Raw genomic sequence first — 11869 nt, 5'->3', positions numbered from 1 at the left:
TGGCGGGCAACACCGCCCTACGGCACCTAAAGGCGGAGTTGTGCGACACCTCCGCAGGAGACCGGGCCTCCCTCGCTGAACCTGATGGCCCCGTAGCGTTGCTGGCGTTCAGCCCGGACGGGCTTCGACGCCTTGGGTGTCCGGCGATCCGCGAGCGGTCGGCTGAGGCGTCCCACAACCGCAGGCCGACGTCATCGAGTCGGTGCAGCACCGCCTCATGCAGCGGGCCCCACACCCCGGCCCGCGACCAGATCAGGAACCGGCGGTGCGCGGTCGACTTCGATGTCCCGAAACACGGCGGCAGAGCCCGCCAGGCACAGCCGCTGACCAGCACGTGGATGATCGCCGGGAACAGCCCAGCGTCTCATCAGGCGTGTCCTGCGTTCCGCCGCCCTGTGGCCGCACCTTCGACGATGGGATCAGCGGCTCGGTGATCTCCCACAGCCCGTCCGGAACAATCCAACTCCACGTACCCCGCCCCATAGACAGCCCAACGACCGCCTCACCACATAGGACACCGTCTTACTGCCTCTTCCAATTAATCTTGACTGAAAGGCTTTTCCATTCAGTAGCATGGCGCGCAAGCCCTGCTTTCGCTCTGCAGGGTGACGGGGGAACCGCCGGGGGGAGCGGTAATGACATTTCGCGTGCCCATGTACAGGGGCTTTCAATCTTCGGTCCGCAGGACCGCATTTCTGCTGGTCGCTTTGCTGATCCTCAGCGGCTGCACTCAATCCGACCGTCTGATCGTCGTGAAGGCCGTCGCCGCCGGCGTCCCGGCTCTCGATCCTTTCTTCGACGAGAAGAGTGGGCTCGGTGTGGATGCCGAGGTGCGTGGGGAGCGGCCTCGTGGCGGCCTGCAGCAAGGCAACACACCTGGACTGTACGGCGGTTCGCGTAAGCAGGGCACCTGTGACGTCGACCGGCTCAAGGAATTCCTCAACGATCCCAAGAACGGCCAGAAGGCGCGGGAATGGGCACGGGTTGTCGAAATTTCTCCGGATGCGATCGATGAGTACGTCGATCGACTCACACCGGTCCTCCTCCGTCACGACACTCTCGTTCAGAACCATGACTACAAGAAGGGCAGGGCCGTCGCCTACGACGCCTTGCTGGAAGCGGGAATCGCAGTTCTAGTGAACGATCAGGGATTGCCCGCCGTGAAGTGCTCCTGCGGTAATCCGCTGCGCACATTCGAGGGGGACACCGACATGATCTCGGTGCGGTTCGAGGACGGCAACAAGAAGTGGCCGAGTTTCCGCGAGAAGTCGGTGGTGTCGGTCGAACCGTCGTCCACGAAGCTCGACCGGCTTGCTCTCGTGGACGTGGACGACACGGACAAGGGCCTCGACCGGCCCGTGGGCACCGACGGCTCGGAGGACCGGACGTTCGACGCACGCGACGAGGCCACCGAGGAGCCGGGCACTCCCCCGGACCCGGGTTCAGCCTCGCCCACCGAGACATCGACCGACACCCCGACTCCGACCGATCCGACAAGGACCGAACCGGCGGAGCCCTCGACGCCGCCCGCCGACAGGCGGCTCACTGACACGCCGTCCCCACCGACGCCGACCGGCACGGAGCCCGCCGAGCCCTCGACGCCTCCATCGACGGACAGCACGAGTCCGCCGAGCGACGATCCGTCTCGTACGAGCTCATCACCGCCGACGAGTGATCCGGTTACCAGCGAGCCCGTCACCAGCGCACCTGTGTCCAGCAGCGCACCCGTCACGAGCGAGCCGGCGACCGATGCCCCGGTGAGCGGCGACCCCGCCCCGAGCGCGGTCTGACCCACGGCACCCAGGAGGGACCGGATGGCACCAGAAACTTCGCAGTCGGGAGTGGGCCGGGTCATCGCGGGCCGGTATCTGCTCCTGAACCGGCTCGGTACCGGCGGCATGGGACACGTCTGGCTCGCCCATGACCAGCATCTCGCCTGCGAGGTCGCGCTCAAGGAGATCGTGTTCCGCAACCCGGCGGAGGCCGGCCGGCAGCGGGCGGCCCGGGTGGCGCGTGCCCGCGCGGAGGCCCGGCACGCGGCGGGGCTGCGGGGCCATCCGCACGTGGTGACCGTGCACGACGTGCTGGAGCACGAGGGCCTGCCGTGGATCGTGATGGAGTACGTCGCGGGCGCCCTCGACCTGCGCGACCTCGTCACGCAGCGGGGCCCGACGGCGCCCGCCGAGTGCGCCCGGATCGGCCTCGCCGTGCTGGACGCGCTGACCGCGGGCCACGAGCGGGGTGTCATGCACCGCGATGTGAAGCCCGCGAACATCCTGCTGGCGCCGGACCGTTCGGGTTCGCCGTACGCGCGTGTCCTGCTCACGGACTACGGCATCTCTGTGCAGCCGGACTCCGCGGAGCCGCGCTGGACGATGACGTCCATGCTCGTGGGCACGGCCGGGTATCTGGCGCCCGAACGGGCCCAGGGCGGGCCGCCGACAGCCGCCGCCGACCTGTTCTCGCTGGGCTGCACGCTCTACTACGCGGTCGAGGGCTGCGGCCCCTTCGACCGCGACACCGACCTGGCCGCGCTCACCGCGGTCGTCCTGGAGGAGCCCCGCCCGCCACTGCGCGCGGGCGCGCTGGAACCACTCCTGGCGGCCATGCTCACCAAGGACCCGGTCCACCGCGTGACGGCCGAGGAGACGCAGGCCGCGCTGTCCGCGATCGTCATGCCGCAGTCCCCGCAGCGCACCCATCTCGATCCCGGATCGCAGCCACAGTGGGCGCACGCCGAGACGGAGGCATCAGCCATGCCTGTGCCTGTGTCGGGGCCGGGGTTCGGGCCATCGCGGTCACCGCTGCCACCCGTCTCGCCCATGTCGCCCATGTCGCCGACGTACGGACCGTCGCCCGGAAGGCGGCGGCGCCGACGCTCGAACGTCCTGCTGTCCGTGATCGCAGGCCTCCTCGGTGTGGGCCTGGCGCTCGGTGGGGTCTGGTACGCGATGGGCCGGCAGGCGGACGAGGGCGGCAGTGCGCAGCCGTACGGAGCGACCATCGGACTCGCCGAGCCGCTCAAGGACGGCGACTGTGTCATCGCCGACTGGTCCGAGACGCGTTTCGAGGGCACTCCACGGCTCAAGCTCGAGGACTGCCTCAAGGGGTCACCGGACGGCCAGGTCATGGCGGTGGTCGAGGCGGGATCCGTCCAGGAGGCGCGGACGAACGGACCCGCCCGGTGCGAGGAGCGCACCGAGAAGACCCGTAAGAAGCTCGCGGACGTACGCGGCTACGCCGTGCTGCCCACCGAAGCGGGCTTCGAGGCCGCCGGCCGGCGCACCGTCTGTCTGCTGCTAGGGGCTAACGGAGGGGTGTACGGGCCGCTCGGGGAACACCGGGAGGCGGGGCTGACGTTCATCGACACGGCCAATATGCAGAAGCAGGACTGCCTGGACGAACGGTCCGACCGGGACGCCCGGCTGGCCTCCTGCGACGAGCCGCACGACCAGCGGGTGCTCGGTTTCACCCGGCTCGGCCCCGACACCACGCTCGAAGAGGCCAAGCGGGAGTCCGTGGAGGCATGTGCGGCGGATGTGCCGCCGATCCAGTACGGCTACGACCCGAGCCGCTACGAAGCGGCGGCCTGGGCCGGGGAGAGCGGCTGGAAAACAGGCACACATTTCGTCGTATGCACTGTGAAAAGGCAGGACGGGGGCACCATGGAGAAGGACGAACCATAAGGAGGGTGTTGCGATGCCCGGTTCCACGAAGACCATGGGGGTGCTCACCGTCGGCGGCCTGGTAGTGGTCACGGCCTACACGGTGGCGCTCGGCAGCAACGGCTGGCTGTGGTTCGGCTGGGTCGTGCTCGGCCTGATCACGCTGGCGATGGTGGCCTCACGCAGCACCTGATGCGCTCGCGACTCCTCCCCGGACAACCGTTTCCGACCGGTCCGGGGAGGCTCTCATTCGCGGGAGAAGCGCCCTAGTGCACGCCAGGCTGGTATTTGGGCAGCCTGGCGGTGATTTTCATGCCCGCACCGAGGGCGGTCTCGATGACGAGGCCGTAGTCGTCTCCGTAGACCTGCCGCAACCGGTCGTCGACGTTCGACAGGCCGATGCCGCCCGAGGGGCTGACCTCGCCTGCCAGGATGCGGCGCAGCCAGTCGGGGTCCATGCCGGGGCCGTCGTCCTCGATGACGACGAGGGCCTCGGCCCCCGCGTCCTGTGCGGTGATGCTGATGTGGCTCTTGTCGACCTGGCCGGTGCCGCCCTCCAGTCCGTGTTTCACGGCGTTCTCCACGAGGGGTTGCAGACACAGGAAGGGCAGGGTCACCGGGAGTACTTCCGGGGCGATCTGCAGGGTGACCGAGAGGCGGTCCCCGAAGCGGGCCCTGACCAGGGTCAAGTAGTGATCGATGGCATGGAGTTCGTCGGCGAGCGTGGTGAAGTCGCCGTGCCTGCGGAACGAGTAGCGGGTGAAGTCGGCGAATTCCAGCAGGAGTTCACGGGCGCGCTGGGGGTCGGTGCGGACGAACGAGGCGATCACGGCAAGCGAGTTGAAGATGAAGTGCGGGGAGATCTGGGCGCGCAGGGCCTTGATCTCGGCCTCGATCAGCCGCGTACGGGACTGGTCGAGGTCGGCGAGTTCCAGCTGGACCGAGACCCAGCGGGCGACCTCGCCGGTGGCCCTGACCAGTACGGCTGACTCGCGGGGTGCGCAGGCGACGAGCGCGCCGTGTACGCGGTCGTCGACGGTGAGCGGGGCGACGACGGCCCAGCGCACCGGGCAGTCCGGTTCGACGCAGTCGAGGCGGAAGGCTTCGCCGCGGCCGTTCTCCAGCGGTCCACCGAGCCGGTCCATGATCTGCGTCTTGTGGTGCTCGCCCACGCCTTCCCAGGCCAGGACCCTGTCCTGGTCGGTGAGGCAGAGCGCGTCGGTGCCGAGCAGGGTGCGCAGTCGCCGAGCCGACTTGCGGGCCGTCTCCTCGGTGAGGCCCGCCCGCAGTGGGGGTGCGGCGAGCGAGGCGGTGTGCAGGGTCTCGAAGGTGGCGTGCTCGACGGGGGTGCCGAGTCCGCCGAGGCTCCGTGGGCGCGTGGTGCGGCGACCGAGCCAGAATCCGGCCGCCAGCAGCGGAAGCACGGCCACCAAGAGCCCGGCCAGGAAACCGCTCATGTCTCCACCACCCGGTTCATGACTACCCAGCTCATGCGTCGACTTCTTTCGCGCTCACAGCCGTCCGCACCTGGCCGCCCGACAGCTGCTCCGGCAGATGGAAGCGGGCGAGGATCGTGGCCGTGCCCGCCGGTACCAGCCCGGGTGTGGCCAGCGACACCAGCACCATGGTGAGGAAGCCCAGCGGCACGGACCACAGCGCGGGCCAGGCGAGGAGCGCGTGCAGCGGGCCCGTGCCCGGGAAGCCCGCCATGGTCGCGGCGACCGCGAGCAGCGCCGAGCCGCCGCCGACCAGCATCCCGGCCGCCGCGCCGGGCGGGGTGAGACGCCGCCACCAGATGCCGAGGACGAGGAGCGGGCAGAACGACGACGCGGACACGGCGAAGGCGAGCCCCACGGCGTCCGCGACGGGCAGTCCGCCCACGACCACGCTGGCCATCAGCGGCACGATCATCGAGAGCACCGTACCCAGCCGGAAGTGCCGTACGCCGCGTGCCGGGAGCACGTCCTGGGTGAGCACGCCCGCCACCGCCATGGTCAGCCCGGACGCCGTGGACAGGAACGCGGCGAAGGCACCGCCCGCCACCAGTGCGCCCAGCAGGTCTCCACCGAGTCCGCCGATCACCCGATCGGGCAGCAGCAGTACGGCTGCGTCGGCGTCCCCGGTGAGGGTGAGCTCGGGGGCGTACAGGCGGCCCAGCGCGCCGTAGAGCGGCGGCAGCAGGTAGAAGGCGCCGATCAGGCCGAGTACGACGACCGTGGTGCGGCGGGCAGCGACGCCGTGCGGGCTGGTGTAAAAGCGGACGACCACATGCGGCAGGCCCATGGTGCCGAGGAAGGTGGCGAGGATCAGTCCATACGTGGCGTAGAGCGGGCGGTCCTCGCGGCCCTCGGCGAGCGAGGTGGACATGCCGCCGTTGCTGCCGCGGTCGGCGACGGGGACGTGGTCGCCCTTGGTGAACCCCAGCTCGGTGCCCCGCTCGATGCGGTGGACGCCCTCGGTGAGCCGTACCGCCTCGTCCTCGTACCGCTCGCCGTCCACGGTGCCCGTCGCCGTGACGTTCAGCGGTGCCGCGAGCTTCAGGTCGAGGCTGCTGTCGACACGGACGACGCTGTGCTCGCGGAAGGTCGCCGGTTCGTCGAAGGCGTTCCGTGGCGATCCGTCGCCCTGCCAGGCGAGGACGAGGAACAGTGCGGGCACGAGCAGGGCGGTGAGTTTCAGCCAGTACTGGAAGGCCTGTACGAAGGTGATGCTGCGCATGCCGCCGGCGGCGACGGTCGCGACCACGACGACGGCGACGATGATCCCGCCGAGTGACTTGGGGGCCCCGGTCAGCACGTTCAACGTCAGCCCCGCGCCCTGCAGCTGGGGCAGCAGATACAGCCAGCCGACCCCGACGACGAAGGCACCGGCCAGCCGTCGCACCGACTGGGAGGCGAGCCGTGCCTCCGCGAAGTCGGGCAGCGTGTAGGCGCCTGAGCGGCGCAGCGGAGCTGCCACGAAGAGCAGCAGGACGAGATAGCCCGCCGTGTAGCCGACGGGGTACCAGAGCATGTCGGGGCCCTGGACGAGGACGAGGCCCGCGATGCCGAGGAACGAGGCGGCGGACAGGTACTCACCGCTGATGGCCGCCGCGTTCAGCCGGGGTCCGACCGTGCGCGAGGCGACGTAGAAGTCCGAGGTGGTCCGTGAGATGCGCAGGCCGAAGGCGCCGACGAAGACGGTCGCCACGACGACGAGGGCGACCGCGGGAACGGCGTAGTTCTCGTTCACGGCTCAGCCGTCCTCGTTCGGGTTCATGGGGCTACGGCTCAACGGTCCTCGACGAGGCGGACGAAGTCCCTCTCGTTGCGGTCGGCCCGGCGCACGTACCAGCGGGCGAGCAGCACCAGGGGCGGGTAGACGCAGAAGCCGAGGACGAGCCATTCGAGGTTCGTGCTGTCGTTCATGAAGGTGAACACCAGCGGCAGCGGTCCCACGAGCAGCACGAGTACACCGAACACCGTGAGCGCGGCGCGCAGCTGGCTGCGGATGAGCGACCGGACGTAGGTGTGGCCGAGAGTCGTCTGCTCGTCGATCTCGGTGCGGGGGCGGTAGCCGTTCAGCCTGCGGGTGCGGCGGGGCGGCCCCGTGACGACCACGCGGCGATCGGTCGGATCCTGTGCCATTGAAGCCCCCTAGCTCGCTGTCCGGCGCATCAGCAGCTCGCGCAGCTCGCGGGCGTGCCGGCGGCTGACCTGCAGCTCGACGGGACCGACCAGGACGCTCACGGTGCCGGCGTCCAGCCGGAGCTCGCTGATGTGGCCGAGCGCGACGAGATGCCGCCGGTGGATGCGGACGAAGCCGCGCGAGCGCCAGCGCTCCTCCAGCGTGGACAGCGGGATACGCACCAGATGGCTGCCCTGCACGGTGTGCAGTCGCGCGTAGTCACCCTGGGCCTCGACATGCGTGATGTCCTCGACGGCCACGAAACGGGTGACCCCGCCCAGCTCGACCGGGATGTGGTCCGGGTCGGGTTCGTGCACGGGGATCAGCGGAGCCGCCTCCTTCAGCTCGGCGGCCCGGCGGACGGCCTCGGCCAGCCGTTCCCGGCGTACCGGCTTCAGGAGGTAGTCGACGGCCTTGAGGTCGAAGGCCTGCACCGCGAAGCCCTCGTGAGCGGTGACGAACACGACGAGCGGGGGTTTGGCGAGGCCCGCGAGCAGCCGCGCCATGTCCAGGCCGTCGAGCCCGGGCATCTGGATGTCGAGGAAGATCACGTCGATCGCGTCGTCGCCGTCGGGGCCGCACTCCAGGGCGCGGTTGATCCGGCGCAGCGCCTCGGTCGCGTCGCTCGCGCCCTCGACGCTCTTCACGCGTGGATCGGCCTCCAGCAGGTAGAGCAGCTCTTCGAGGGACGGCGGTTCGTCGTCGACGGCGAGGGCGCGCAGCATGAGGCTGGAGTCTAGGAGCAATCCGGACGTCTGCACATGTGCGAGACGGGGCTGTGACCTCTGGGCCTGCGGAGCCGTGGGATGCGGCCGTCGTCGCTGGATACAGTGCGCGCATGAGCCCCAAGTCCGTGCCGTTCGACGATCTCGACCGCAAGATCGTCACGGCCCTGATGGCGAACGCCCGGACCAGTTTCGCCGTGATCGGCGCGGCGGTCGGCCTGTCGGCCACGGCGGTCAAGCGCCGTGTCGACCGGATGCGCGAGACCGGTGTGATCACTGGATTCACCGCCACAGTGAAGCCGGACGCGCTCGGCTGGCGTACGGAGGCGTACGTCGAGGTGTACTGCGAGGGCGCGGCCCCGCCGCGGCGGCTGGCGGAGGTGGTGCGCAACCATCCGGAGATCACCGCCGCGATGACGGTGACCGGGGGCGCGGACGCGCTGCTGCATGTACGGGCCCGGGACGTGGACCACTTCGAGGAGGTGCTCGAGCGGATCCGTACAGAGCCGTTCATCCGCAAGACGATCAGTTACATGGTGCTGTCGCATCTGCTCCCGGAGAGCCCCGAGGCGGGCGCGAACCAGCCGGCTCCGGCGCCGGAGGAGTGAGCGCCCCGGCTCGCGCACCGATCATGCGGTGAACCGTCCGAATACGCAGCGTTCCTGCGCCGACGCGCAATTGTCGGTGCTTGTCGCCCCTCTCCCCCGCTTCCTACCGTTGACTCACCGCCAGTCATCACCTCGTCACCGCAGGAAGCGGAGGAACCCCTCTGTGCCCAACAGCCGTGTGTCGCGCCCGAAGCACTTTCTGGTCTGCGAACCCAGCCACTTCGCCGTGCAGTACGCCATCAACCCATGGATGCATGAGGACACACAGGTCGACGTCGATCTGGCCCGCGGCCAGTGGGCGGAGCTGATCCGCGCCTACCGCGCCCACGGCCACACCGTCGACAGCGTCGAGCCGGTCGCCGGTCTCCCGGACATGGTCTTCGCCGCGAACTCCGCGCTGGTCGTGGAAGGCCGGGTGTTCGGCTCGCTGTTCCACGCCCCGCAGCGGCGGCCGGAGTCGACCGCGTACGAGACCTGGTTCAAAAACGCGGGCTTCGACGTCCAGCACCCCGAGTCGGTGTGCGAGGGCGAGGGCGATCTCGTCCCGGTCGGCCCCTACATCCTGGCCGGCACCGGCTTTCGTACGACGCGGGATGCGCACCGCGAGGTGCAGGAGTTCTTCGGCATCCCGACGATCGGCCTGCAGCTGGTGGACCCGTACTTCTACCACATGGACACCGCGCTGTTCGTCCTCGACGACGGAGGCGACGGCCCCGAGGCGAACATCGCGTACTACCCCGAGGCCTTCTCCCCGGGAAGCCGTGAGGTGCTCGGGCGGCTGTTCCCGGAGGCGGTGATCGCCACGCGTGAGGACGCGATGGCGTTCGGGCTCAACTCCGTCTCGGACGGCCGCCATGTCTTCATCTCGCCCCGCGCCGAGGCGCTCGCGGACCAGCTGACCCGCCACGGCTATGTTCCCGTCCCCGTCGACCTGTCCGAGCTCCACAAGGCCGGCGGCGGCATCAAGTGCTGCACCCAGGAGATCCGTTCATGACCGCTCCCGCGCGTACGCGTACCTCCGCAGACCTGATCCGCGCCGAGGAGCCCGTCCTCGCGCACAACTACCACCCGCTGCCCGTGGTCGTCGCGCGCGCCGAGGGCGTCTGGGTCGAGGACGTCGAGGGCCGCCGCTACCTCGACATGCTGGCCGGCTACTCGGCCCTCAACTTCGGCCACCGCCACCCGGCGCTGATCGAGGCCGCGCACCGCCAGCTCGACCAGCTGACGCTCACCTCGCGTGCCTTCCACAACGACAAGCTCGCCGAATTCGCCGAGTCCCTGGCCGAGTTGACCGGCCTGGACATGGTGCTGCCGATGAACACGGGCGCCGAGGCCGTGGAGAGCGGCATCAAGGTCGCCCGCAAATGGGCGTACGAGGTGAAGGGTGTCCCCGCGGACCAGGCGACCATCGTGGTGGCCGCCGACAACTTCCACGGTCGTACGACCACCATCGTCAGCTTCTCCACCGACGAGAGCGCCCGAGCGGGCTTCGGCCCGTTCACGCCCGGCTTCCGCATCGTCCCCTACAACGATCTCGCCGCGCTCGAGGCGGCGGTCGACGAGACGACGGCGGCCGTCCTCATCGAGCCGATCCAGGGCGAGGCGGGCGTGGTCATCCCGGACGACGGCTACCTCACCGGCGTACGCGAACTGACCCGGCGGGCCGGGTGCCTGTTCATCGCGGACGAGATCCAGTCGGGCCTCGGCCGTACGGGCCGCACGCTGGCCGTCGAGCACGAGGCGGTCGTCCCGGACGTGGTGCTGCTCGGCAAGGCGCTCGGCGGCGGCATCGTCCCCGTCTCCGCGGTCGTGGCGCGCCGCGACGTGCTCGGCGTGCTCCGGCCCGGCGAGCACGGCTCGACGTTCGGCGGCAATCCGCTGGCCGCGGCGGTGGGTTCCGCGGTCGTCGAGCTGCTGGGGACCGGTGAATTCCAGCTCAGGGCAGCCGAGTTGGGCGCGACCCTGCGCGAGGGTCTGGCCGCTCTCGAGGGCAGGGGCGTACGCGGTTTCCGTGCGCGTGGTCTGTGGGCGGGCGTCGACGTCGACCCCGCCATCGGCACCGGCCGCGAGATCAGCGAACGCCTCATGCGCGAGGGCATTCTCGTCAAGGACACCCACGGCTCGACGATCCGGCTGGCACCACCGCTGACCATCACCGACGGGGAACTCCGCTCGGCGCTCGGGACACTGGAGAAGGTTCTGGCAGAAGGGGCTTGAGAGCAGAAGGAGCCTGCGCGACTGGGGCCGGAACCAGGAACTGCTTTATCCTTTATGGTGATTGGTTCCGGCCAAGCGGGCTAGATTGTGCACTGTCCCAGTCAGTGATGAGCGAAAAGAGCCACAGGGATGTCCGAACTCTCCACACCAGGCGCCCAGGGCGCCATGCGGAATCCCAAGCTCAAGACCAATGTGTCGCACTCCGCGCGCATCTGGAACTACTGGCTGGGCGGCAGGGACAACTACCAGATCGATCAACAGGTCGGCGATCACATCCTGTCCTTCGTGCCGGAAATCTCGCGCTCGGCCCTCGCGGACCGACAGTTCCTGGCGCGCTCTGTGCGGTTTCTCGCCGGTGAGGCGGGAATCCGGCAGTTCCTGGACATCGGCACGGGCCTGCCGATCGTCGACAACACCCACGAGGTGGCCCAACACGTCGATCCCGGCTGCCGGATCGTCTACGTGGACAACGACCCCATCGTGCTGAGCCACGCCCGTGCCCTGCTCACCAGCACGCCCGAGGGCGCCACCGACTACATCGACGCCGACGTCCACGCCCCCGACTCGATCCTCCAGGGCGCCGCCCGGACGCTGGACTTCAGCCGGCCCGTGGGGATCACGATGCTGGGCATCCTCAATTTCGTCCTCGACAACGATGAGGCCCGCTCCATCGTGCGGCGGCTCATGGACGCCGTGCCCTCCGGCAGCCACCTGGTCGTCTCCCATCCGACCTCGGAGGTCGACGGCCTGGCGATGGCCCAGGCGGTCCACTACTGGAACACGCAGGGATCGGCGCCGATGACACTGCGTTCCCGCGAAGAACTCCTGGGACTCTTCGACGGTTTTGATCTCCTCGAGCCGGGCGTCGTCTCCTGCCCACGCTGGCGACCCGACTGTCCGCAGGACGAGATCGTCGATGTGACCCACTTCTGCGGAGTGGCCCGCAAGCCGTAGCACACCCGGTTAACACAGGCCCGCGCCTGCACAT

At 69.5% G+C, this 11869-nt stretch carries 11 protein-coding genes and 1 pseudogene; 7 read left to right on the top strand and 5 right to left on the bottom strand.

What is annotated here, in order from left to right:
- Positions 1-181 precede the first annotated feature (181 nt).
- Positions 182-483 (bottom strand): annotated as a pseudogene (locus ACFYO0_RS00850) (transposase); the annotation flags it as partial.
- A gap of 170 nt (positions 484-653) precedes the next feature.
- On the opposite strand from ACFYO0_RS00850, the gene ACFYO0_RS00845 reads away from it, so the two are divergent.
- From ACFYO0_RS00845 to ACFYO0_RS00835, 3 genes are read left to right on the top strand one after another with little or no spacing between them, the layout of a single operon-like run.
- Positions 654-1790, top strand: coding sequence for a DUF6777 domain-containing protein (locus ACFYO0_RS00845; protein ID WP_388670788.1), 1137 nt, complete (start codon positions 654-656; stop codon positions 1788-1790).
- 24 nt (positions 1791-1814) lie between these two features.
- Entirely contained in the window at positions 1815-3686 is a 1872-nt protein-coding gene (locus ACFYO0_RS00840; protein ID WP_388668467.1) for a protein kinase, read from the top strand.
- 13 nt (positions 3687-3699) lie between these two features.
- Positions 3700-3858 (top strand): hypothetical protein, encoded by a 159-nt coding sequence (locus tag ACFYO0_RS00835; RefSeq protein WP_033325007.1) that lies wholly within the window; start codon positions 3700-3702, stop codon positions 3856-3858.
- A gap of 73 nt (positions 3859-3931) precedes the next feature.
- Here ACFYO0_RS00835 and ACFYO0_RS00830 read toward each other — a convergent pair whose 3' ends face one another.
- The 4 genes from ACFYO0_RS00830 to ACFYO0_RS00815 are packed head-to-tail and all read right to left on the bottom strand — an operon-like array spanning position 3932 to position 8056.
- Positions 3932-5122, bottom strand: coding sequence for a sensor histidine kinase (locus ACFYO0_RS00830; RefSeq protein WP_388668463.1), 1191 nt, complete (start codon positions 5120-5122; stop codon positions 3932-3934).
- 31 nt (positions 5123-5153) lie between these two features.
- Positions 5154-6896, bottom strand: coding sequence for a cation acetate symporter (locus ACFYO0_RS00825; RefSeq protein WP_388668460.1), 1743 nt, complete (start codon positions 6894-6896; stop codon positions 5154-5156).
- Positions 6897-6934: 38 nt separating this feature from the next.
- Positions 6935-7291 (bottom strand): hypothetical protein, encoded by a 357-nt coding sequence (locus ACFYO0_RS00820; RefSeq protein ID WP_388668457.1) that lies wholly within the window; start codon positions 7289-7291, stop codon positions 6935-6937.
- A gap of 9 nt (positions 7292-7300) precedes the next feature.
- A complete protein-coding gene (locus ACFYO0_RS00815) occupies positions 7301-8056 on the bottom strand; it encodes a LytR/AlgR family response regulator transcription factor (RefSeq protein WP_388668454.1) in 756 nt (251 codons plus the stop codon).
- A 113-nt stretch (positions 8057-8169) separates the two neighbouring features.
- Between ACFYO0_RS00815 and ACFYO0_RS00810 the strand changes: the two genes are divergently transcribed.
- The 4 genes from ACFYO0_RS00810 to ACFYO0_RS00795 all read left to right on the top strand — a co-directional run bounded on the left by ACFYO0_RS00810 (position 8170) and on the right by ACFYO0_RS00795 (position 11835).
- Positions 8170-8664 carry an Lrp/AsnC family transcriptional regulator gene (locus tag ACFYO0_RS00810; RefSeq protein ID WP_388668451.1) on the top strand — a complete coding sequence of 165 codons (495 nt, stop codon included), beginning with the start codon at positions 8170-8172 and terminating at the stop codon, positions 8662-8664.
- Between the two features lie 163 nt (positions 8665-8827).
- Positions 8828-9658, top strand: a complete 831-nt coding sequence (ddaH, locus tag ACFYO0_RS00805; RefSeq protein WP_388668448.1) for a dimethylargininase — start codon at positions 8828-8830, stop codon at positions 9656-9658.
- Positions 9655-10881, top strand: a complete 1227-nt coding sequence (gene rocD, locus ACFYO0_RS00800) for an ornithine--oxo-acid transaminase (RefSeq protein ID WP_388668445.1) — start codon at positions 9655-9657, stop codon at positions 10879-10881. Before ddaH ends, rocD begins: the two co-directional genes overlap by 4 nt.
- 129 nt (positions 10882-11010) lie before the next feature.
- Positions 11011-11835, top strand: coding sequence for an SAM-dependent methyltransferase (locus tag ACFYO0_RS00795; RefSeq protein WP_388668442.1), 825 nt, complete (start codon positions 11011-11013; stop codon positions 11833-11835).
- Positions 11836-11869 lie beyond the last annotated feature (34 nt).

The sequence above is a fragment of the Streptomyces sp. NPDC006365 genome, from assembly GCF_042870755.1.
Taxonomy (GTDB): domain Bacteria; phylum Actinomycetota; class Actinomycetes; order Streptomycetales; family Streptomycetaceae; genus Streptomyces; species Streptomyces xiangluensis.
The sequence above is the reverse complement of the archived record's forward strand: the minus strand, read 5'-3'. Positions and strand labels throughout refer to the sequence as shown.